Raw genomic sequence first — 21504 nt, 5'->3', positions numbered from 1 at the left:
ATCTTGTCTCCATATTATGTAATCGCTACTTTTCCTTAAACTTTAAACACCATATTTGCTCGTTCTTTGGGATATTCTGTGTTTACATAATAATCCTCTGCCTTCCAGTATCTATTCTTAAATTTATTTAGATTCTGCTGTGTTTCCTTGCTTTCTCGAGCAAATCTAGTTTCCTTGGAACAATCTAAATAGAGGATAAAATCGAAGAATTCTCTCCATTCTTTTCGTTGTAAGAAAACTCCTTCCATTATGATTAAGTCGGTATGCAATAAGGAAATCTTTTCTATTTGGTGGGTATCAGAGTCCGGATTATATTTACACAGCTGTAATACTGTTTTATCTTATAGTTTCTTAAAAAGTGATTCTTGTAAAGCTTGGACATCCCATTGTAAATGATAGTATTCATGCCATTCCTCATAGCTGGTATGATAACGCCGATTTCTTTGTACAATATAATCATCTAAGTGTAAAACTGTTACAGAAAATCCTTTTTCATGGAGACATGCTTGTAGTTTTTTCACTATGGTTGTTTTTCCAGACCGGCTTAGCCCATCTATCCCAACCACAACTCTTTTCCCTTTTGCGGGTGTTGGGATGCTTGCTGCGATAGCATTTATATGATCTTGCAAAATTAGTCCCTCTTTTCCTTTACAGCTGTTTCACTATATTTGTTATCATTCTCTCATTCTTCTTTTTCATTAGATTTTAACAGACCAATCTGATTCCATCCAGTTTTTTGGAAAACATATCACCTATTAGGTATCTCTTTTTTCAATCTAGAAATCAATTATTTTTCTTTTTATCAGCTGACCTCTCCTACTTCAATTAAATAAGCGTTTTAAATTTCCTAATCTAAAGCAATGGAGACCAAAACTTTTTGGTCTCTATTGCTATTTTACTAAAAAGGTATGCTTACAGCTTTTCTTTTGTAAAATTCCATTAAACTTTTTTCGTTAATGGAAATAGTGCACAATCTTTAATTGTCTCACTGTCCGTTAATATCATTAAAAGCCGTTCAATTCCAAATCCCCAACCAGAAATTGGCGGCATTCCATATTCCATTGCCAATAGGTAGTCCTCATCCATTTCCATCGCCTCCAGATCACCGCCGCTTTTCAACACAGCCTGTGCCTCTAATCTTCTTCTTTGTTCAAGAGGATCCACTAATTCTGAATATGCATTGATAATTTCAACCCCATTTACTACTAGTTGAAAGCGATCCGTAATTGCGGGATTATGATCATTTGCTCTTGCCAAGGGTGACAAATCAATAGGATGATTGATTAAAAAAGTTGGCTCTATTAGTTGCGGACGACACATTTTTTTATATAGCAAATCGATAAAGTTCCCTCTCCCTAAGGTCTCGATATTGTCTTGTTCTAAATAGATATTTCTCCGCTTTGTTTCTTCATACAAGTCATCTACATTTGGATATAAATCAATATCAATGCCTGTATCTTGGAGGATTAGCTCTCTAAAGGAGACGACTTTCCAGTCTAAAGAAAAATCAATTGTTTTTCCTTGGACTGGAATAACGGTTGTTTGAAAAGTCTCATTCAGAACATATAGAAGTAGATCACGCATAAGTGCCATTGTATCCTCATAGCTCCAATAAGCAGCATAGCCTTCTACCATTGTAAATTCTTGAAGATGCTGAGGACTGACTCCTTCATTTCGAAAGCACTTAGCAAACTCAAATATTTTTGTAAAACCTCCTACTATTAATCTTTTTAAGTAAGTCTCTGGTGCAATTCGTAAATTTAGTTCCGAATCCAATGCATGATGATACGTTCTAAATGGACGAGCTAATGCCCCGGAAGAAGTATGCTGTAACACAGGTGTCTCCACTTCTAGAAAATCTCTTTCTTCTAAAAATCTCCGAATCGCACGCACTAACTTTGTTCGTGTTAACATTCTTTCTTTTGTTTCCTTTGTCATCATTAGGTCTAAATAACGTTGTCGATAACGGGTTTCTACATTGTTTAACCCATGCCATTTTTCTGGCAGAGGATGCAGAGCTTTTCCTAGTAACACATATTTTTCTATTCGCAGCGTTTTTTCCTTTGTTTTCGTCGAATACATTCTCCCTTCCACACCAATAAAATCTCCTACATCTAAATAGTAAGCGAAATCATTAGCTGACTGCTCTCCGACCTCTTCTTTTTTCAAAAGCAGCTGCAGACTTCCTTGAATATCTGAAATCGTCAGGAAGCTAAATTTACTAAACTGGCGAATCCCCATGATTCTTCCTGCCACCCGCACTGCTTCTGTGCCATCCTCCAGTAAAGCTGCTTCATAAAGTTCATAATTTGTCGCAAATCTTTCTGGATATACGAAAACTCCCTCTGATCTTAATGCCGCTAATTTTTCTATTCTCCGCGTTGTTTGTTCCTGGCTCATTCTATGGCCCTCCAGTCCTTTTATTGGATTATTTACTTATACTTATAAAATAAAAAAACTCTCACCCCCAAGATTATTCATCTTGAGGACGAGAGTTATTATTAACTTCGTGGTACCACCCCAGTTTATTGATATGTTGCCATATCAACCTCTTCGGGTACGGCAATTAAAAAATTGATTATACCCTATCTCTATAACGGGAGATCCCGTCGCAGTATCACAAAGAGGGTTTCTTTGATCCGTGCGAAAGCTCCAAGTCTTTTTTCATTAAGATTCTTATTACCCCTTTTCACCAGCTGGAGCTCTCTTTAAATAATGAATCAAAATTACTCTTCTCTTCTTAGCCAACTATTCCGTATTTATTTTAGAAAATATTACCTTAAATTAAATTTATAGTCAATAGTTAGAGCTAGTATACTAGTTTTTTTATTTTCATTATTACTGGCTCTAAAACAGTTATACTATTTGGCTGAGATAACTCACTTAAATTTCGTGAATTCTCCCCCACTTTTTAGTAATTCTTTTAGAAACATTTGCTCTGGAACTGCGAATTTCCCCTGCTTGTTTCTGATACTGAACAATATTTGATTTTCTGGCTTTGTGTTGATTCTTTCCATTTTCCAAGTCTGATCGTTCATAAAATAACTCGTTTCTCCGCTGCCATTTTCCAAGTATTCTAACGTCATTCGCAGGAGACCAATCCATATTAATTCTACATCATCATTGTTTTCCTCTGATGTTATATTATGATCATAATACGTTAATCTATATAGCCATTATTTCGCACTTGATAGTCATTTGCTATGCTTATTGCTTTCTCTTCTGTAATAGCTATTTTTTCTCTTTTTGAATTAAATATATATGTATGTATATTTATAGCTCTCTCCTCCTTAAATGTTAAAAGAGAATATCCACTTGGAATATTCTCTTTTAATTATTAAAAAGTAGGCAAATTATCTAAGTTATTTTCTTTAATCCCATCTGGTTCACTACGGATAATATCCCTGCCATATTTATGAAAAACATCCACATGCGCTAATTTTCCTGCTTTAGCTTCATCAAGGGCAGTATTATAGTCTAATTCTCTACCACTGTTTGTTTTAAAAGCAATAATATCATCATCCTCATTTTTACGAACAGCCACAATTTGTTCTATATTGGGATCGATTTCTTCGGCCGCTTCTATTTGAGCTTCGCTACTTGCTTGCTGCAAATAATCATCGTAAATTTTTTGATAGTCTTTTTCATCCATTACAGCCACCTCCAAAAAATTAGTATGCTCTGGAGTTTTCGAATTATGTATCATCTATCTTTCACTATCGTTAAGCAAGTATTTTTCTTTAAAGCTCGGGCTTAACTGACTCCACACATCAAATTTATTTCCATCAAGATCGTAAAAGACAAAATTGTTGCCTGGATGTCCTCTATCCTCAATATCGTCAACCGTAACACCTTTTTCTTTTAAGGAGTAATGAAGTTTCTTTAATTGGTCTATCCCATCGACTTCAAATGTCAGAAAAAAATGCTCATTTCCTGCATCATCTTGAAAGGCTGCTTTTTCTCCTTTTTTTGCTTTAACAAGAAAGAAACTTTGATTCGCAAAATCTAAAATAGCTTTATCTTCATTTCTGAAATTTTCTCTTGCTCCTAATTTTTCTTGATACCAGTTTGAGGCTAATTCTGGATTTTCAACTGGCAGATAAATTGTTCCCACTCTGTGGATGATTGTATTCATTATTTTTCTCCTTTTCGATAGAATAGCTTGCTTTTATATTCGGCGAAAAGGAAAATATATCCTCTTCTTTGTATGTGGTTTGGCTGATATTTGGTTGCTTTGGTTGATTTCTTTTTAGTTTGGCTGATTTTCCCGCTGCTTTGGCTGATTTCTTGTTTGTTTGGCTGATTTTCCCGCTACTTTGGCTGATTTCTTGTTTGTTTGGCTGATTTTCCCGCTACTTTGGCTGATATTTTTTTAGTTTGGCTGATTTCCCCGCTGCTTTGAATAATATTTTCACTATTCTGTCCCATTGCAACGTAAAAAAGCTCCCTTTTATTTAAAGGAAACCACCTAAACGTTAATTCCATTTAGTTATTTTATCGTGGACAAGATTACTAGCTAATACTGTTTTTATTGCTGAAGATAACTCAATTGGAAAATTAACCTTTTCATTACTATTTATAAATCTAAACCCTTTTATTTTATCCATTTCATTTATCGAAGGTATTCTACCAACAGACGCTGCAAAATAGAAATAGCCCTTCCACTTAGTATGTCCGAAATAAAAATCTCCGTAAGTTGATGAATATAAAGACCGATTTCTTCTTGTGTTTCTCATTTCGCACATTCCTTTCCTAATTCCTGTCTGCCCCCTGGGAAATTCCAAATGTTTGCTCTATCTTGAACTACTAACATATGATGACCATCATCTTTATAAGGACAAGAAAAAATCCCAGCATTTTTCAATAGCAATATTAGTGAGGGTTTTACTATGCCTCCATTGATTTATTTCTTACAGTCCATATTTTATAATTCACAACATTCCTCCTTTTATCACCTTGCTTTTATTTTACTAAACCGTCTCTTTTCTTCCATAAAACATCCAAATGAAAAGGACATTAATCTTTTTTAGATCAATGTCCTTTATGTTTAGGATAACCTTCGAAATTTCTTATGGCAAATCCTTGCTTTCGTGCATATTCATTAATAGCTTGAAGTAATTTATTTTTAGCGATAGAAAAAGACCCGTGAATTTCTCTCTTATCATCTATAACATACTCTACATAAACGACGAAATTTAAAAGATCCATTTTCCGAATGACAAATTCATTGCATTCATATTCTCCACATCTTATATTGCCATTATAAATAAAATCAATAATGCCGTCATAAAACTCTTGATCTGAAATTTCCGCTTCTAAAAATGATTGCAGTATCCCTTCCATCGTACATCATCCCCTTGTAAATTCTCGCCTTTTATATTCTTTGTTCTCTCGTTGTACTCCTTCTTCAACATAAGTCATTTAAGTACATATTGGACAACTTTTGTTTTCCAAATACCATATCCTATCCATGCACCTAACATATTTAAGATAAAATCATCAATATCGAAACTCCCTAATCTTGTAACTACTTGTACTACTTCAATAACTATTAGTAAGGAACACATCGAAATAATAAATTTGCTAAATTTGTTTAAATGCTTGAATAAATAAGGTAAGTATATACCCATTGGCATGAACATCATAAAATTACCAAAAAGATTTTCGATAGGTATATACATATTCATACTTCCGTTAAACATTGCTAGAATATAGGTAGTGATCGTTTTAAATGGGACAAAATTGGATGAGTATTTTATATATTCTATCCATGATATATCTGACCAGAAGATCGCTCTTGTGCCTAAGAATAATAAATAAACTAGTGCTAATAAATAAAACACGAAACTTATCTTTAAAACTACTTTTCCTATTTTCTTCATTTTCCCCTCCATTACTTTTCTATGTTTTGTAAGCTGGTACATCCCTTTATTTACTCTCTTTCAATGATTAGACGATTCTCAACCAAGGGAAGTTTTACCTCTACTAATATTTTTTTGTTTATTCCAGCATAAAAAAAGGCTTCCCTTTTATTTAAGGAAAGACCTGTTAAATCCCGCAAGCATACCCTATTAATAGTTCTCTCTCTCTAACTTCAAGGTTAAATCTATCTATTCCAATTCTTCTTGCTTCATATAAAATTCCATTGCTTGATTAATCCATTGTTGTTCTTCTTCTGTAAAAGGAGATGGTGTCATATTTTCAATTTCTTGAATATCAAGCTCTTCCATATTAGTATCAGCCAGCTTTTGCATCAAATCCTCCCCAAGAAATGCCAAGGATGCTTCTATATAGGTCTTTATCATTTCTTGGACTTCTGGATCCTCTACTGGTTTACCATATAATCGTTTTACTTTTTTAGACATCTGAATATATGTTTTATCTAAAGTGATTTTATCTTCTTCCGATTTCTTTGATAGCTCTTCAACAACATCTGTTAACATATGACGCTCCATCCACTCTTCTTGGATATATTCGGTACGCATGCTATGAATGAGGCTAAATAAAACAGCACTATCTACTTCTCCTTCTTCCTTGACTAGCTTAATTACTCTTTTAATAGATTTTATGGATTGTTCAATTTGTTCTTGTTCTTTTTCTAACACTTGCAATTGGAGAGACAAACTTTCATTCAAATCAGCAGTAAAACTTGATTCATATAACAAATTAGCAATATTATCTAGACTATATCCTAGAAATTTCAGGCTAAGAATTTTCTGTAAGGTTACAATATCCTGATAATTGTAAATTCGGTGACCGGATGATGGATTCTTTTCGGGTCGTAATATACCAATCTCATCATAATAATGTAATGTAGGAATTGATACTCCTGTCTTTTCTGAGAATTCCCCAATCGAAAACTTGTTATTTTTGTCCATTAAAATTCCCCCTATTCAAAGTTTAATCTCATTATAACTCCTCAAGTAACTGGAGGTTCAAGGGAGATTTGGAAAAATTCTACCTAATGGTTGGCTATTGGGGAATAAGTTAAAAATTCCCCAGCTTATAGACTGTGGATATACTTCTTCTAACAACAAATAAACCCCACTTTCTGAATGGCTCTCATCCATCCAAAAGTGGGGGGTATCATTTATTCTTATCCAGCTTACTCGCCTAAATCCACATTGTGGTATACTTGCTGCACGTCATCTAAATTAGGACTAATAATACTACTATATCAATGTTTTCACTAATCATTTAGTGTATGAAGTTATTAACATTTATTATAATTTAAAAGATGGGTTATTACTCTACTTTATTAAAAGTATTTCGTATAATTTTTATTGTTACCAAACAATATTGTGGTCAGTGTTAAAAAGCACTCCCTATATCTTTTAACATCTCCATTATTAATGGACTAATTTGAATCAATCCATAACCTAATCCAGCATTCATTATCGAACTCCATCCCTTTTCACTCTTTCCAAGCATAAAGAAGAAACATCCACCTAAAATAATTACTGAAGCAACTGAAATAAATAGCGCAACAAGGACATCAACTAATAGATTTAAAGCATGGCTAGTGTTTCCATTGCAGTATGACCAGCAAACTCAGTAGCTGCATTAACTGGAACAGCTGCAGGACTAGCAGCAAAGGTAGCTTTAGCTATTAATAATGGATGTTCATATTCTCCTAATTACTTAATCTAAATCATTTTTTACTACTCTTTTTTTGGATGCGTAGTATTTTTCTTTCTTGTAATTTCCACTCATAAAGTCATTATAACGATAGTCTCCATTGTAATCTCTCCTTTTAAGTAACCCCGATTCAAAATTGAATATAGTTGATTTCTAATAGTTACTTTTATAATTATAAGTTGACATCTTCTTCTATTTGTTAAGTGTCCATATTAACATTTAAAACATACTTTATCCTTAGTTTTTTTTACTAAAAGGTTAAAATCCCTGTTTTAATTGTTATCTTCCTACCTCATAAATTAACATAAACATTAATACTCTTCTCCCTCAGCGTCATTCGAGTACATTTCTTTATCAACTTGTATCCACTTAATGATATCTTTCTTGTTTTTCGGATAAGACTTCTCTAACTCCTTGTATTCCTCTACAAGATCATGTCCCTTTTTGGTTAATCTCGCTGGCTTCAAAGAGAAAAACGTATCCATTCTAAGCACTCTTTCAACATATCCTCCTTTTTCCAAATCAAATATGAAATTTTCAAATTCTCTCTGCTTAAATCCATAGTCTTCTGCAGTCGGTAAAGATTCACCTTTATCAATTTCTCTTAATACACTATAAATAACTCTCATAGAATATCTCTCCTATTTTTAAATACTCTACGCATTTTTTAAAATATCCACCATAATTTACAATATATTCCAATACAATTACAGAAGCTTCCTTGGTAAATACTGCTGATTTTGAGGGTATAATAAAGAATAAAAGTATAAAGTTCCTTTTAGTGACCATATCTATAGTTGTTTTATGTTACTCTTTATTACTATCAAGTATTTTCGCAAACGAAAATCAAATCAAAAATAATACAGTTCTAGTTAGCAATCAATTGAAAATTATGACAAAGAAACATCCTCTTTAATCTTAGGAGAACAAATTACTCCACTCTCATTGAATGGCTATTTAGATGATCTGATATTATCAAGTGATGATATTAATGCATCTTACGAATTAGTTTCTCTTGAGCCAAGTGAATTACAAGAAATAAAAAATCTCAATCCTAAATGTAAACCAACTAATGGTTTATATTTAAACTATACTGATTTGGAAGACAATATCCAACAAGTAAAATACTACCTATCTACTCAGTTAATAGAAGCTCCAATTAATTCTGATGTCAGTCTGTTCGCAGTAGATACAATTTTTGATACTGCTAGTTTTACTTAAAAGACACTGAAATTCAAGTATCTTAAATAGTGTATTAAAATCATCTTACATCTGCATATAATTTGTTATTCATAGAGATAAGTAAATTAACTAGTGTACCTAGCGCAATACAAAATATACCGCGAACACATTTAGGAACATTATTTATGTACAACATGCTCAGTCCTTGATTCTTTAAAAGCATTAGATATGCTAAAATTAAATTCATTTTTCAAGTAATTTAAACATGAATTATTGTTATTTGTATATCCTTTAATAGTTCTGGGTGAGCAATTTTTAATCTTTAAATCGCATAAAAATTCTTGGTAAGCATCTGCTAATAACAAAGTAAAACCCCACTTTCTGAATGGCTCTCATCCATCCAAAAGTGGGGGGTATCATTTATTCTTATCCAGCTTACTCGCCTAAATCCACATTGTGGTATACTTGCTGCACGTCATCTAAATCTTCGATTGCATCAATCATTTTCTCGAATTGCGCCTGTGCCTCTGGATCTAATGTTACATCGTTTTGAGCAAGCATTGTTAACTCGGCTACAGTGAATTCTGTTACACCAGCTTGTTTAAATGCTTCTTGGACAGCGTGGAATTGATCTGGCTCTGCGTATACAATAACAGAATCTTCTTCTTCCATGATATCACGGACATCTACATCTGCTTCCATTAGTAGCTCTAATGCTTCTTCTTCTGTTTTTCCTTCTACACCGATAACAGCTGTTGCATCAAACATATAAGAAACAGATCCACTTACTCCCATGTTTCCGCCATTTTTGCCAAATGCGGCACGAACATCTGAAGCAGTTCTGTTTACGTTATTTGTTAAAGCATCAACGATTACCATCGAACCGTTAGGGCCAAAGCCTTCATAGCGAAGCTCGTCATATGTTTCTTCGGAACCGCCTTTTGCTTTTTCAATCGCACGATCAATGATGTGTTTGGGTACACTATATGTTTTTGCACGCTCTAGTACAACTTTTAATGCTTGATTAGATTCTGAATCTGGTTCCCCTTGTTTAGCCGCTACATAAATTTCACGTCCGAATTTTGCATAAATCCGACTAGTATTTGCATCTTTTGAAGCTTTTTTGTCTTTAATATTGTTCCATTTACGACCCATTATGAACACTCTCTTTCTGCTTATACATTCAACTTATTTATTATAGATAAAAACACGGTACTTCTTCAACTTTTAGTTACTGTATTTAAGCGCTTATCTATCTGTCATTACTTAAAGCCACTAATATTATACATGAAATGACCATTTTATTCAGCTTTTTGAAAAAAACTTTGTGGCAAACCTTGGACATTTTTAATGGGAATGCAAAAAAAACTTGCAACCAAGGTTACAAGTTTTTACGATCAATTACTGTTTTTGCACAAATAGCTTTTCTCTTGTTTCTTTCGCTGCCTCTACCATTACTTCAAGTGCACGAATCGTTTCTTCTTCATTTCTAGTCTTCAAGCCGCAATCAGGATTAATCCAGAATAATTGTGGATCCAAAACACCTAAGGAGTTTCCGATTGTTTGCATTATTTCTTCTTTTGTTGGCACTCTAGGACTATGTATATCATATACACCAAGGCCAATTCCTTTCTCATATGTTTTATTTGCAAATGTTTGAATAAATTCACCGTGACTTCTCGAAGTTTCAATAGAAATGACATCCACATCCAGGGCATCAATAGCATCGATAATGTCTTCAAAATTCGAATAACACATATGGGTATGAATTTGTGTTTCCTTTTCCACAAAAGTGGTAGCAAGTTTAAAAGAATAGACGGCAGTATTTAAATAGCCCTGCCACTTTTCTTTTTTCAATGGCAGCCCTTCACGAAGTGCCGGTTCATCTACTTGGATCATGCGTATATCGTTTTTCTCCAGCTCCTCTACTTCATTCTTAAGGCTGAAGGCAATTTGTTTGGCAACTTCTGCTCGTGAAATATCATCTCTTACAAAAGACCAGTTTAAAATCGTAATGGGCCCTGTCAGCATTCCTTTCACAGGCTTATTCGTCAGACTTTGGGCATAAACCGTTTCTTTCACCGTCATTGGATTCACATAGGCCACATCTCCATATATAATAGGCGGCTTCACACAGCGGGAACCATAGGATTGAACCCAGCCGAATGTTGTAAACTGAAAACCAGCTAGTTTTTCGCCAAAATATTCAACCATATCGGTTCGTTCGAATTCTCCATGTACCAATACATCTAATCCCAAGTCTTCTTGTATTTCCATCCATTTTTTTATTTCTGCTTGAATAAAAGTCTCGTACTCCTCATTCGTTATTTCTCCTTTTCGCCATCGCAAGCGTTCCTTCCTTACTTCCTTTGTCTGCGGAAAACTTCCGATTGTAGTGGTTGGAAGAATAGGGAGTTTAAAAGCTTCTTGTTGTGCTTGCTGTCTGATTTTTGCATTTTCGCTTCTTTCCACTTTATCAGGAAGCCATTTTAATTCTTCTTGAAGGCGTTGATTATTTCTTGCTGAGGAGGCATTCAATTGACCGATTGCTTCTACGCTTTTATTGATTTCTGCTTGAATGACTGCTTTTCCTTTTCTAATTCCTTCTGTTAATGCATTTAATTCTTGTAGTTTTTCATCTGCAAAAGAAAGTGCTTCTTTTAAAATGGGAGTGATTTGCTCTTCCTTCACTGTTACCGGTACATGAAGTAAGCTTGATGACGGCTGAACAATTAACTTATCACTTCCGATTGCTTTCTGTATCTCTGTAAGCAGATTCCACTTTTCCTCTAAATTAGCTCTCCATACATTTCTACCATCAATAATGCCTGCCGCTAGGATTTTATCTTGGGGAAATCCGTATTGCTGGATGGATACTAAATTCTCTCCATCATCATGAACGAAATCTAAACCGATTCCTGCAACAGGCAACGAAACAATTGTTTTATAATCTGTTACAGAATCAAAATAGGTTTGGAGAATTATTTTTAAGTTTGGAGCCGCTTCTCGCAATGTTTGATATATTTGCTGCGTGATCTCCCATTCTCTTGCTGTGACATCTGTTACTAAATATGGTTCATCAATTTGAAGCCATTGTACCCCTTCTGCTTCTAGCTCTTTTAAAACCTGCGCATATAAAGGAAGATAGGATGCCACTGTTTCTGCAAGCTTATCTTCTTCATAGCCTTTTGCTAATTTGACAAAGGTCAGCGGTCCTAATAATACTGGTTTCCCCTCGATTCCTAATGCTGCTTTTGCTTCCCGATAAAAAAACAGCGGGCGATTCTCCGTTAATGTTGGTGTTCTCTCCCCAAGCTCTGGCACGATATAGTGATAATTTGTGTTAAACCATTTTTTCATGGCTGCTGCTACAGCAGCCGGATTTCCGCGAGCTATCTGAAAATAAGTTTGTAACGGGACCCTGCCCCCATCATAAGCAAATCTAGCTGGCACTTGCCCAAACATTGCAGCCGTATCTAATACATGGTCATAGAAACTAAAATCGCCAACTGGAATCAAGTCAATTCCTTGAAGCTTTTGCTTTTGTAAGTTTTTCAATCGAAGGTTTTTCGTTTCTTGTAAAAGCTCTTCTTCTGAACACTCTCCCTTCCAATAACGTTCCAATGCTTTTTTCCATTCTCGCTTTTCTCCAATTCTCGGATAGCCTAAATTAGAACTTTTGTACATTTCTTTTCCCCATTTCTTATTTTTTCTCAGCCGAAAGTTAGTAAAAAAAGAGTCTGACATCCACATTCTCTTTACAGAAGCTTCCTACATTCTTGCTTCTTGGATAAACAGTGGAGTCAGACTCTTATGAGATTTTCTCTCATTTTAGTCAGCACTAACTAGAGTTGAGATACGCTTTGTCCCAACACATGGTCTCCCTCCTCTATATCCACGTAGAGTAGCTTACTTACAAAATAGGCAGGTCTCCTGACTTAGAATCATCACTCTTTCTCCCCTTCCCATCTAAAAAGACAGTGGATATTGAGAAATTGCTCCTCTTTACAGTGGCGGGACCGTGCCGGATTCTAACCGGTCTTCCCTTTTAAGCTATGAATACTTCATTCACAGCACCTATTTGCGCTATTCAATTGTCCTGTGTAAAAAATAAAAAACCTCCCTTAAAAAAAAGAGAGGTTTCACCTTGTATCCTTATCCCCCTCTTATCTTTCAAAGCATAGTAGCTTTGCTGGAATTAGCACCTTTTCTTTAAAAAGAATGGTTGCTGAGGCTTCGACGGGCCAGTCCCTCCACCTCTCTATATAAGAGTTTTTATTCGATTTTGAATTAACAAAATATTAGCACGATAATTTCTTGTTGTCAATTCTTGTTTTATAGACGTTGAAAGTTTTTTTACTTTTTGGATACGTAAAATTTTTATTCTCTAATAATTCATTTCCTTCTTTTACCTCTTATTTTTCTTGTTCCCCTTCTTGTTTACGAACGTTTGTTCTGATATGATAAAACCATTAAGGAGATGATGAATACGTAATCGAGGTTCGATTAAATGGACAGCGATGCTGCCGCCGGAGCATGTTCAAAGTATAAAAGAGATTTTAGAGTAACCCGGAAAAATATCAATTCTCATTTTAGAAAAAGATAAAATACAGAATAGAACTACTCTTACTAGAAGGACTCGAATATAATCTTTTGCTTCACTACGATCTTTTTAACCATGGAACGATCGATCGTTTAACTGGCAAAACCATCTAAAACAAGAGTTTCGTATTCAAGGATAAGAATAATCATATGCACTCTATTCCTTTTCACAGCTTAGTAAACATACAAAACAATAAAAAAAGGAGCACTACCGTGTTTGATTATGACCAATTGGCCAATAGAGCGATTCTTTGCGTTGATATGAAAAGCTTTTATGCAAGTATTATAGCGGTCACTAAAGGTTTAGACCCTCTAACCTGTCATCTAGTTGTTGTCGGCAATACCGATCAAAAAGGCAGTGTCGTACTTGCGGCATCTCCTGCTATGAAGAAGGATTTTAAGATAAAGACTGGCTCCCGCCTTTTTGAAATACCAGATGATCCACGAATTATTGTAAGTAATCCCCAAATGGGACTATTCGTTCGGGTGTCAACGGAAATAACGAAATTATTTTTTCGATATGTCCCTGTGACTGCTGTCCATACCTATTCTGTCGATGAAAGCTTTCTGGATGTCAGTGGAATGGAAAAAAGCTTGGGCACTCCCTTCCAAATAGCACAAAAAATAAAAGCTGATATTATGCGTGAGTTTGGGCTGCCTTCAACAATCGGCATCGGTCCCAATATGCTGATGGCGAAGCTTTGCCTCGATTTAGAAGCAAAAAAAGCAGATGGTGGTATAAGCAGATGGACTTATAAAGACATTCCAGATAAACTATGGCCTATCTCCCCTTTACGCGATATGTGGGGGATTGGGAAGCGAACGGAAAAAACATTAAATAATATGGGCATATTCTCTGTTGGTCAACTTGCACACTATGATTTAGGCTTACTAGAGAAAAAATTTGGAATTATGGGCAATCAACTTTACCATCATGCTTGGGGCATTGATTTATCGGAAATTGGCGCACCTATTATGCAGGGACAAATCAGCTATGGGAAAAGTCAGATTTTATTACGGGATTATAAAGAGATTGATGAAATCAAATCAGTTCTTCTTGAAATGTGCGAAGATGTTGCCAAAAGAGCACGAAGTAATCACCATGCAGGGCGCACCGTTACATTAGGCATTTCCTACAGCAAAGATGAGTTCGGCGGCGGTTTCCAGCGCTCGCGAACAATCGAAAATCCGACCAATGTAACCATGATTATTTATCAAGTTTGTCTTGAATTATTTCATGAGCATCACCGAGGACAAACCGTTAGACAAATTTCTGTTTCTATTACAAAATTAGAGAATGATAATGAAATGCAATTAGATTTATTTGATACAGGAGGCTGGAAAAAAAGAAAGCTTGGGTATGTTGTCGATACTATTCGAAATCGCTATGGATCGACCGCCCTTTTACGTGCTGTTTCCTACACTTCTGGCGGTACAGCCTTGCAGCGCGCACAGCTGCTTGGCGGTCATAAAAAATAAACAAAAATGAGGTGTTTCAAATGCTAAAACAAATTCGCTTAAAAGAAGAAAATATCCCATCAAAAAATAGCTATCCTTTTACAATCCCTGCTATTAGCCATTTCAGCTCCCTCGATTTTCAAAATAAAGTGACTTTTTTTGTAGGGGAAAATGGTTCTGGAAAGTCGACCTTGCTTGAGGCAATTGCCTATCAATGTCAATTTAACACAGCAGGCGGCGGAAGAAATAACCGCTATGAGGTTCATGCTTCTCAATCGGATTTAGGAGAATATCTGCAGCTATCTTGGTCCCCGACTAAGCTCACCAATGGATTCTTTTTGCGGGCCGAATCCTTTTATCAATTTGCCACCCATATTGATCAACTAGATGAGTTCGATAGTAATAAAAAATTCGCGAGCTATGGCGGAAAGTCCTTATTGCAGCAATCTCATGGCGAATCCTTCTTATCCCTCTTTCTCCATCGTTTTAGAGGGGAAGCCATTTATTTGCTCGATGAGCCTGAGGAAGCGCTATCGCCGCAGCGGCAATTAAGCTTTCTCCGCATCCTCCATGATTTAGCAGAAACAGAAGAATGTCAATTTATTATTGCCACCCATTCTCCGATTCTATTAGGGTATCCAAATGCAACAATTCTAAGCTTCGACGGGGATCAAATCGAAGAAATAGCATATGAGGATACAGAACATTATCAAATTACTAAATACTTTTTGCAATATCGGGAGAAAATGTTAAAAGATATATTTACAGAAGAAGAAATGTAAAAAAACATATATAGGATAATCTAATCAAAGTAAGTAAATAGTATAACTATCTAATTACTTCCAGGAGGATGTTATGCTTGGATTATTACTCTCTGTCTTTTTATTTAACTTGATTGCTTATAAAACAAATAAAAAGTTAACAGTAAATCAAATCTTACATATATGGATCTTCACGATTGCATTTCAACAGCTATTTGACTTATATATTGATATTGGATATCATGCCTACTGGTACTTCAGCAAAACCGAAGTAGATTGGGAATCCATCATTCATATTCTATTTTTAGTACCGCCTGTAAATATTATTTTCTTAAACCTTTATCCGATGAAAAAGCGGATTCTAAATAAAATTTTGTTTATTTTCCTATGGAATTTTATCATTGTGGGATACGAGTGGCTTACTTTACTCCCTTCCCCATGGGGATTCTTTCATTACGGCTGGTGGAAACTCGCCTACTCCTTTCTTATTAATCCGTTCTTATTATTTATTTTAATTAAATATTATAAGCTAATAAATAAGCTCGAGAAGAAATCCTTTTTGGCGTAATTATAAAGAAAGCGCGCCCTATTGGATTGCTACTCGGCTTTTTTGTTGGGGTTTTATTTGGTTTGGCTGATATATCTGTAATTTGGCTGATATACCCTGTGGTTTGGCTGATTTTCTTTCCACTTTGGCTGATATATTCTGTAGTTTGGCTGATTCCCCCTCCACTTTGGCTGATATACCCTGTGGTTTGGCTGATTTTCTCTCCACTTTGGCTGATATATTCTGTAGTTTGGCTGATTCCCCCTCCACTTTAGCTGATATAGTGGCAATTCATCCTCTTTCTTCGCCACTTTTGGCGATATACCCAAAAATCCATCCCGTTTCCCTTCCACTTTTGGCCGTATACCCAAAAATCCATCCCGTTTTCCTCTGCCACATTCATGAATATAATCGAATATATATCTGAAATTAGTATTTACGCGCGTCTATATTTCCTATTTGACAGCAAATAGGACTATAAACTCATTTTTTTTACAAAAAACATTAAAAAATCATGACTTTATACCTTGAATTAACAGAGGAACATGGTAGAATTAAGTTTGGGCAAATTTTACGAAAGTAAAAGACGCAAAGCCACGGGCCTAAAGCGAAATGCTATGGCAGCCGGGTTGCCAAGATTATTGTATATCTTGTTAATAAATCTTCCTGTCTAATTTGCCTTATAAAATTAGAAAAGAGGAATGTTAATGTTTTACCCAACTGTAGTAACGGATGAAAAGCCTTGTCTTAGACATGTTGTAAAGGACAAAAATTATTGTATGTGTGGATCAAAGTATAAATCATACTCCACCTTTAAAAAATCAGACTTTAAACGAATTGAATTTAAGCAGTTAACTGATATCACCTGTCCTTACTGCCAGTCCATCATTAATTAATGATGGATTTTTTATTTTCTGCTGTTCCATCCCCTTTAGCAAATCAAACTTTATTCTGCAATTTTCCGACTCTACTGAGAATAAAATTATTATTATAGAAGAAAACTAAAGATATTTCATATTTAAGAAAATTTCAAAATGGAGATGAAATCCAATGTCGATTGTTATTTTACGAATTTTTATGGTTCTGATTAGTTGGGAAAGCTTGTTTTTTCTTCCAAAATCAGTAGTAAAAAAATTTCTGCCTGTTACGTTTTTCTCTGCTTCTCTCCTTTTAATTGAAACGCTCTTATCACTTATCTTTAAATGGTGGAAGGTCAAAGGCGGATTAAAATCATTGGTCGCAGACGCATTAGGGTTTATATTCGGACCTTTCGCCGCCATTAATATTTGGATATTTCATTTAACACAAAAAAGGTTCCTTGTGTACACACTAGTAAACTTAATCATGGACCTTATTTTTGCGTTTCCACTAAATGCCTTTTTTCAAAAAGTAGGCTTTTATAAATTAAAAAATTTCACATCCATTCATTTATTCATAATTGCATACGGACTTTCTTTTCTTAATTACTGGTTTCAAAAATTTATCATCTCCGATAAAAAGATAAGGACTGCTTCTTAGCGAGCAGTCCTTATCTTTTTAATTATTACTTTCCCATTCGGCAATTTCTTTGCGGACAATTGGCGCAACTTCTGTTCCAAGCAATTCGATTGAACGCATCACTTGGTCGTGTGGCATGCTGCCAACAGGAACATGGAGCATAAATCGTGTGATTCCCACATTTTTGCGCAGAGCAATAATTTTATCTGCGACAGTACGCGGATCTCCGACATATAAGGCTCCAGTTTCACTGCAAGCGGCATCAAAAGTTTCTCGAGTATATGGTTCCCATCCTCTTTCTTTTCCAAGCACATTCATGGCATATTGAGTGGATGGGAAGAATGCATCTGCTGCAACTAGTGGATCTTCTCCTACAAATCCATGAGAATGACACGCGACTATTAACTTTTTCGGATCATGACCGGCATGCTCCACTGCACGGTAATACAGATCGACAAGCGGGGCAAAGTTTGCTGGGTTTCCTCCGATAATCGCTAACACTAGTGGTAATCCAAGAATCCCAGCTCGTACAACAGACTCACTATTTCCTCCACTTCCAATCCATATTGGCAGTGGATCTTGCACTGGCCGTGGATAAACACCACGATTCTGAATAGCTGCACGATGCTTTCCACTCCAGGTTACTTTCTCGGATGCTTGCAATTTTAAAAGTAAATCTAATTTTTCATCAAATAATTCATTATAATCATTTAAATCATAGCCAAAGAGCGGAAATGATTCAATGAAAGAACCTCGGCCAGCCATAATTTCTGCACGTCCATTTGATAGCCCGTCCAATGTTGCAAAATCTTGAAACACGCGAACTGGATCATCAGAAGAAAGAACTGTCACCGCACTTGTTAACCGAATCTTACTTGTCTGTGTGGCTGCTGCTGCTAAAATAAGCGCAGGTGCGGACGCGGCATAATCTTTTCGATGATGTTCTCCTACGCCAAAAACATCTAACCCAACTTTATCTGCTAAAATAATTTCCTCCACTACTTGACGAATTCGCTCTGCATGGCTTACTACCTTCCCTGTATGCGGGTCTGGAGTTGTCTCTACAAACGTACTAATACCTATCTCCACTATGAATATATCCTCCTTAATAATGACAAAAAAATCATATCTTCTTCTCTATTAAAACAGGAGATGTCTCGAATTACAACTATTGTGTTAGCGAAGAAAAAAGTAATGAACTTCTGATTCACTTCCCTTACAATGAAAGAATATACATAATCTAACCGCGGAGGGATACATATGTTTGAACATACAATTGATGAAGATTTAGCACTGAGAATGTTCCGTTTAGATGATGCCGAAGAATTTTTCCAATTAACGATGAAAAATAAAGCCTATTTAAAGGAATGGCTCGGCTGGCTCGATTATACGCGAACAGTAGAAGACACAAAAGAAAATATTCGGCAAAGACTGCAAGAAATTATTGAAATGGGCGGCTATCCAAAATCCACAGCCATTCTCTATAAAGGAAAAATTGCCGGAACCATTGGTTTCAACGTGATTAACCGTACAAGTAAGATTGGCGAAATTGGCTATTGGTTAGGGGAAGAATATCAGGGAAAGGGAATTATGACAAAGGCATGCCAAGCAATCATCCATTATGGCTTCACTGAATTAAAGCTTAATCGTATTCAAATTGCAGCAGCAAGCGAAAATAAAAAAAGCAGAGCACTTCCAGAAAGACTTGGATTTACAGAAGAAGGGATTATTAGACAAGCAGAATGGCTTTATGACCATTATGTCGACCATGTTATCTATGGTTTGTTGCGTGAAGAATGGGAAAACTCAAAATAAAGGACGGGATACCATGTTTTATAAATTGACTAGAGAACAACAAAAAGCAATGATTGCAGACATTCAATTCTTTTTTTCTCAAGAGCGAGAAGAAGAGATTTCGGAATTTGCTGCCGAACGAGTGTTAGACTTTGTGAAAGACTCCCTTGCTCCCCATTTTTATAATGCTGGAGTAAAAGATGCAAGAAAAATCGTGGAAGAAAGAGCCAGCTCTCTTGAAGACGAATTATTGACACTTGAAAGACCGATTAAATAAAAAGGGAAGGCCCACTGCCTTCCCCTTCTTTTCGTTTTTTTTCAAAAACTAGCTCCATTGTTAAAAGCAACTCCACCGTTTCTTGCATATTCATGAACAAATTGGTTGATAATCCATTTTGAGTATTCCACTCAATCCTTTAACGGGAATGGAAACAAATTGATAGTCAAACATATAATCAGCTCCTCCACGTTTATTAGCGAAACCGAAAATCCCCTACTCTCTTCGATCACCCTCGCTTTTATGTTTTATACGCACTCACCTAACCAGTGGTTTCCTATACGCTACGATTTTTTCTAACTTCACATATATATAATCATTATGTGCATATTATAAAACGAACAAACGTTCTCAAAAAAGTATTGAAAAGAACGTCTGTTCGTTTTATTATAATAATATAAGGAGAGTGTTTACATGATTAAAGACCGTGGAACAAAAAAATGGGTAGCAATGATGCTGCCAGAACATGTTGCTGCTGTGAAAGAAGAGCTATTAAATGAGAAAAAAATAAAAAAGCCAGAATTAGATCAAGAAAAATTAAATGATATCGATTTACTTATTCACGAGGGAATGGAATATCATTTATTTCTGCAATTTTCATTATTTAAAAATGGATTTATCGAAACATTCATTGGCAGAACTGTTTTTATTGACTACTTAAAAAAGGAACTTCGGATAGAAGACGAAACCAATGTTATTCACTACATTCCATTCCATCTATTAATCGATGTGGAACGCCTATAATTTAAAGGAAATCACCATGAATAGACTATCAAAGGAAGACATAAAAATACTGGAACATCTCATTTATTTGCCTCTCTTGCTAACTGTTTTAGAAAGAGATTACCAGCAAGCAAAAACAACTCCCTTTAAACTTAATCAAGTCTATCTAAACTTAATCGAACATACGATGAAAAAAGTCCAAGATGATTTAAAAGGCTTCAAAGAAAAAATGGATAGAAAGAAATTAAAACTAATAAAAGGCAATATGGATAAAAACTTTACCGAGTATCATTACTATGTAGCCAACTATCACGAAGTTCACCGATTTGCTAATACAGAATTAAAAGCAAATACAGAAAAGCTATTATCTTACTATTTATTTAAGGAAAATGCTGTTTTTTAAGTTGCCTTAAATAAATAAAATCCTGAGATTAATGGTCATGAAAAATGGACTCCATTCATCTCAGGAATCAATTTTTTAGCCTACTTAAATATACTAACAATCAAATCCCTCGTAACTGAGATATCTGCTTCCTGCTTTACTCTATATAAATAATCCGCTACCCCTTCGCCGCTTATTTATGCTGACGCTCAAGAAGCGACTTCGTAAGTGGCTGCTGTTCTCAAACGTAATTTTCCCTGCTTGCTTCTCGCAATTTCTCCTTTAGCAGCTCTATCGGCAGATCAAAATAGACAAGAATCGTCGTGAAACCATGTGTTTTATACTATTGAAGCAGTTCCATCCGACTTTCGCGATTGCTATTACTCAAAATGAGATGACAGTCAGAGTGATGGACGGCATAATCAACAATTGTTTTTGTGAGAGCATGCTTAATAAGATTAGGCCACTTCTTTGGCAAAAGCTTTTCATAATAGGTCTGCAACATGATTATCTTGATCCATGACAATCGCGTTTTCAAGTCTGCTTTTAACGTTTGCGTAAAAAGTGGACTTTCCGCTATGTGTCACGCCCACTGTCATGATGACTAATCTTTTCATGTTCCCCCATTAGCAAAATGCTTCCT

At 35.4% G+C, this 21504-nt stretch carries 23 protein-coding genes, 1 pseudogene, 3 riboswitches and 1 other annotated feature; of the genes and pseudogenes, 9 read left to right on the top strand and 15 right to left on the bottom strand.

From position 1 onward, the window contains the following. Nucleotides 1-35 precede the first annotated feature (35 nt). From NiCM35_RS01905 to metE, 12 genes and pseudogenes are all read right to left on the bottom strand, one after another. Nucleotides 36-617, bottom strand: a pseudogene (locus tag NiCM35_RS01905) (kinase). Nucleotides 618-939: 322 nt separating this feature from the next. Then, entirely contained in the window at nt 940-2400 is a 1461-nt protein-coding gene (gene lysS / locus NiCM35_RS01900) for a lysine--tRNA ligase (RefSeq protein ID WP_433778428.1), read from the bottom strand. Nucleotides 2401-2481: 81 nt separating this feature from the next. Continuing rightward, nucleotides 2482-2751: a binding site (T-box leader), on the bottom strand. A gap of 128 nt (nt 2752-2879) precedes the next feature. After that, entirely contained in the window at nt 2880-3086 is a 207-nt protein-coding gene (locus tag NiCM35_RS01895; RefSeq protein WP_433778426.1) for a hypothetical protein, read from the bottom strand. A 251-nt stretch (nt 3087-3337) separates the two neighbouring features. Further along, nucleotides 3338-3652 carry a DUF3892 domain-containing protein gene (locus tag NiCM35_RS01890; protein WP_123259532.1) on the bottom strand — a complete coding sequence of 105 codons (315 nt, stop codon included), beginning with the start codon at nt 3650-3652 and terminating at the stop codon, nt 3338-3340. A gap of 54 nt (nt 3653-3706) precedes the next feature. Then, on the bottom strand, nt 3707-4135 hold the full coding sequence (locus NiCM35_RS01885) for a VOC family protein (RefSeq protein WP_095328325.1): 429 nt from the start codon (nt 4133-4135) through the stop codon (nt 3707-3709). Nucleotides 4136-4475: 340 nt separating this feature from the next. Next, nucleotides 4476-4736, bottom strand: coding sequence for a hypothetical protein (locus tag NiCM35_RS01880; RefSeq protein ID WP_433778423.1), 261 nt, complete (start codon nt 4734-4736; stop codon nt 4476-4478). A gap of 295 nt (nt 4737-5031) precedes the next feature. After that, the gene (locus NiCM35_RS01875; RefSeq protein ID WP_123257549.1) at nt 5032-5343 is read right to left on the bottom strand and encodes a hypothetical protein; all 312 of its coding nucleotides are present in this window, start codon (nt 5341-5343) and stop codon (nt 5032-5034) included. Between the two features lie 74 nt (nt 5344-5417). After that, nucleotides 5418-5882, bottom strand: a complete 465-nt coding sequence (locus NiCM35_RS01870; protein ID WP_123257548.1) for a VanZ family protein — start codon at nt 5880-5882, stop codon at nt 5418-5420. Nucleotides 5883-6110: 228 nt separating this feature from the next. Further along, nucleotides 6111-6878 carry a MerR family transcriptional regulator gene (locus tag NiCM35_RS01865; RefSeq protein WP_433778421.1) on the bottom strand — a complete coding sequence of 256 codons (768 nt, stop codon included), beginning with the start codon at nt 6876-6878 and terminating at the stop codon, nt 6111-6113. 1071 nt (nt 6879-7949) lie between these two features. Then, complete coding sequence (locus tag NiCM35_RS01860) at nt 7950-8267, bottom strand: hypothetical protein (protein ID WP_095328317.1); 318 nt, start codon at nt 8265-8267, stop codon at nt 7950-7952. Between the two features lie 988 nt (nt 8268-9255). After that, nucleotides 9256-9975 (bottom strand): YebC/PmpR family DNA-binding transcriptional regulator, encoded by a 720-nt coding sequence (locus tag NiCM35_RS01855; RefSeq protein ID WP_433778418.1) that lies wholly within the window; start codon nt 9973-9975, stop codon nt 9256-9258. Nucleotides 9976-10221: 246 nt separating this feature from the next. Further along, nucleotides 10222-12507 (bottom strand): 5-methyltetrahydropteroyltriglutamate--homocysteine S-methyltransferase, encoded by a 2286-nt coding sequence (gene metE / locus NiCM35_RS01850; protein WP_123259110.1) that lies wholly within the window; start codon nt 12505-12507, stop codon nt 10222-10224. 219 nt (nt 12508-12726) lie between these two features. Then, a riboswitch (cobalamin riboswitch) is annotated at nt 12727-12916 on the bottom strand. 67 nt (nt 12917-12983) lie between these two features. Continuing rightward, nucleotides 12984-13092, bottom strand: a riboswitch (SAM riboswitch). Between the two features lie 591 nt (nt 13093-13683). Here metE and NiCM35_RS01845 point away from each other — a divergent pair. From NiCM35_RS01845 to NiCM35_RS01835, 3 genes are all read left to right on the top strand, one after another. Next, on the top strand, nt 13684-14901 hold the full coding sequence (locus NiCM35_RS01845) for a Y-family DNA polymerase (RefSeq protein ID WP_217279845.1): 1218 nt from the start codon (nt 13684-13686) through the stop codon (nt 14899-14901). A gap of 20 nt (nt 14902-14921) precedes the next feature. After that, nucleotides 14922-15662: an AAA family ATPase gene (locus tag NiCM35_RS01840; protein ID WP_433778416.1), complete on the top strand. Its 741-nt coding sequence runs from the start codon at nt 14922-14924 to the stop codon at nt 15660-15662. A gap of 73 nt (nt 15663-15735) precedes the next feature. Then, entirely contained in the window at nt 15736-16209 is a 474-nt protein-coding gene (locus NiCM35_RS01835) for a hypothetical protein (protein ID WP_095319988.1), read from the top strand. Nucleotides 16210-16262: 53 nt separating this feature from the next. Here NiCM35_RS01835 and NiCM35_RS01830 read toward each other — a convergent pair whose 3' ends face one another. Continuing rightward, the gene (locus NiCM35_RS01830) at nt 16263-16559 is read right to left on the bottom strand and encodes a hypothetical protein (RefSeq protein WP_371471097.1); all 297 of its coding nucleotides are present in this window, start codon (nt 16557-16559) and stop codon (nt 16263-16265) included. A 182-nt stretch (nt 16560-16741) separates the two neighbouring features. Beyond that, nucleotides 16742-16825, top strand: a riboswitch (cyclic di-GMP riboswitch). 70 nt (nt 16826-16895) lie between these two features. On the opposite strand from NiCM35_RS01830, the gene NiCM35_RS01825 reads away from it, so the two are divergent. After that, the gene (locus tag NiCM35_RS01825) at nt 16896-17084 is read left to right on the top strand and encodes a hypothetical protein (protein WP_141231309.1); all 189 of its coding nucleotides are present in this window, start codon (nt 16896-16898) and stop codon (nt 17082-17084) included. Between the two features lie 154 nt (nt 17085-17238). Next, nucleotides 17239-17706, top strand: coding sequence for a hypothetical protein (locus NiCM35_RS01820; protein WP_433778413.1), 468 nt, complete (start codon nt 17239-17241; stop codon nt 17704-17706). 18 nt (nt 17707-17724) lie between these two features. On the opposite strand, the gene NiCM35_RS01815 is transcribed toward NiCM35_RS01820, so the two are convergent. Then, complete coding sequence (locus NiCM35_RS01815) at nt 17725-18774, bottom strand: LLM class flavin-dependent oxidoreductase (protein ID WP_095328309.1); 1050 nt, start codon at nt 18772-18774, stop codon at nt 17725-17727. Nucleotides 18775-18945: 171 nt separating this feature from the next. Between NiCM35_RS01815 and NiCM35_RS01810 the strand changes: the two genes are divergently transcribed. The 4 genes from NiCM35_RS01810 (at nt 18946) to NiCM35_RS01795 (ending at nt 20882) form a co-directional block, all read left to right on the top strand. Next, nucleotides 18946-19500 carry a GNAT family N-acetyltransferase gene (locus NiCM35_RS01810; RefSeq protein WP_095328308.1) on the top strand — a complete coding sequence of 185 codons (555 nt, stop codon included), beginning with the start codon at nt 18946-18948 and terminating at the stop codon, nt 19498-19500. A 13-nt stretch (nt 19501-19513) separates the two neighbouring features. Beyond that, nucleotides 19514-19756 carry a DUF2164 domain-containing protein gene (locus NiCM35_RS01805; RefSeq protein ID WP_095328307.1) on the top strand — a complete coding sequence of 81 codons (243 nt, stop codon included), beginning with the start codon at nt 19514-19516 and terminating at the stop codon, nt 19754-19756. A gap of 414 nt (nt 19757-20170) precedes the next feature. Continuing rightward, nucleotides 20171-20500, top strand: coding sequence for a YolD-like family protein (locus NiCM35_RS01800; protein ID WP_095328306.1), 330 nt, complete (start codon nt 20171-20173; stop codon nt 20498-20500). Between the two features lie 16 nt (nt 20501-20516). Then, nucleotides 20517-20882 carry a YhjD family protein gene (locus tag NiCM35_RS01795; RefSeq protein WP_095328305.1) on the top strand — a complete coding sequence of 122 codons (366 nt, stop codon included), beginning with the start codon at nt 20517-20519 and terminating at the stop codon, nt 20880-20882. 464 nt (nt 20883-21346) lie between these two features. Here NiCM35_RS01795 and NiCM35_RS01790 read toward each other — a convergent pair whose 3' ends face one another. Further along, nucleotides 21347-21478 carry an ATP-binding protein gene (locus tag NiCM35_RS01790; RefSeq protein WP_235973236.1) on the bottom strand — a complete coding sequence of 44 codons (132 nt, stop codon included), beginning with the start codon at nt 21476-21478 and terminating at the stop codon, nt 21347-21349. Nucleotides 21479-21504: the final 26 nt, after the last annotated feature.

The sequence above is a fragment of the Niallia sp. M35 genome (genome assembly GCF_050971705.1).
Classification (GTDB): domain Bacteria; phylum Bacillota; class Bacilli; order Bacillales; family Cytobacillaceae; genus Niallia; species Niallia circulans_A.
Note: the sequence above shows the minus strand (reverse complement) of the source record. Positions and strands in the feature narration are given on the sequence as shown.

Bases quoted from the DNA above. Each gene is read 5' to 3' on its own strand.
- lysS (WP_433778428.1), bottom strand. From the start codon at position 2,400: ATGAGCCAGGAACAAACAACGCGGAGAATAGAAAAATTAGCGGCATTA.
- NiCM35_RS01895 (WP_433778426.1), bottom strand. From the start codon at position 3,086: ATGACGTTAGAATACTTGGAAAATGGCAGCGGAGAAACGAGTTATTTT.
- NiCM35_RS01890 (WP_123259532.1), bottom strand. From the start codon at position 3,652: ATGGATGAAAAAGACTATCAAAAAATTTACGATGATTATTTGCAGCAA.
- NiCM35_RS01885 (WP_095328325.1), bottom strand. From the start codon at position 4,135: ATGAATACAATCATCCACAGAGTGGGAACAATTTATCTGCCAGTTGAA.
- NiCM35_RS01880 (WP_433778423.1), bottom strand. From the start codon at position 4,736: ATGAGAAACACAAGAAGAAATCGGTCTTTATATTCATCAACTTACGGA.
- NiCM35_RS01875 (WP_123257549.1), bottom strand. From the start codon at position 5,343: ATGGAAGGGATACTGCAATCATTTTTAGAAGCGGAAATTTCAGATCAA.
- NiCM35_RS01870 (WP_123257548.1), bottom strand. From the start codon at position 5,882: ATGAAGAAAATAGGAAAAGTAGTTTTAAAGATAAGTTTCGTGTTTTAT.
- NiCM35_RS01865 (WP_433778421.1), bottom strand. From the start codon at position 6,878: ATGGACAAAAATAACAAGTTTTCGATTGGGGAATTCTCAGAAAAGACA.
- NiCM35_RS01860 (WP_095328317.1), bottom strand. From the start codon at position 8,267: ATGAGAGTTATTTATAGTGTATTAAGAGAAATTGATAAAGGTGAATCT.
- NiCM35_RS01855 (WP_433778418.1), bottom strand. From the start codon at position 9,975: ATGGGTCGTAAATGGAACAATATTAAAGACAAAAAAGCTTCAAAAGAT.
- metE (WP_123259110.1), bottom strand. From the start codon at position 12,507: ATGTACAAAAGTTCTAATTTAGGCTATCCGAGAATTGGAGAAAAGCGA.
- NiCM35_RS01845 (WP_217279845.1), top strand. From the start codon at position 13,684: ATGAAAAGCTTTTATGCAAGTATTATAGCGGTCACTAAAGGTTTAGAC.
- NiCM35_RS01840 (WP_433778416.1), top strand. From the start codon at position 14,922: ATGCTAAAACAAATTCGCTTAAAAGAAGAAAATATCCCATCAAAAAAT.
- NiCM35_RS01835 (WP_095319988.1), top strand. From the start codon at position 15,736: ATGCTTGGATTATTACTCTCTGTCTTTTTATTTAACTTGATTGCTTAT.
- NiCM35_RS01825 (WP_141231309.1), top strand. From the start codon at position 16,896: ATGTTTTACCCAACTGTAGTAACGGATGAAAAGCCTTGTCTTAGACAT.
- NiCM35_RS01820 (WP_433778413.1), top strand. From the start codon at position 17,239: ATGTCGATTGTTATTTTACGAATTTTTATGGTTCTGATTAGTTGGGAA.
- NiCM35_RS01810 (WP_095328308.1), top strand. From the start codon at position 18,946: ATGTTTGAACATACAATTGATGAAGATTTAGCACTGAGAATGTTCCGT.
- NiCM35_RS01805 (WP_095328307.1), top strand. From the start codon at position 19,514: ATGTTTTATAAATTGACTAGAGAACAACAAAAAGCAATGATTGCAGAC.
- NiCM35_RS01800 (WP_095328306.1), top strand. From the start codon at position 20,171: ATGATTAAAGACCGTGGAACAAAAAAATGGGTAGCAATGATGCTGCCA.
- NiCM35_RS01795 (WP_095328305.1), top strand. From the start codon at position 20,517: ATGAATAGACTATCAAAGGAAGACATAAAAATACTGGAACATCTCATT.
- NiCM35_RS01790 (WP_235973236.1), bottom strand. From the start codon at position 21,478: ATGAAAAGATTAGTCATCATGACAGTGGGCGTGACACATAGCGGAAAG.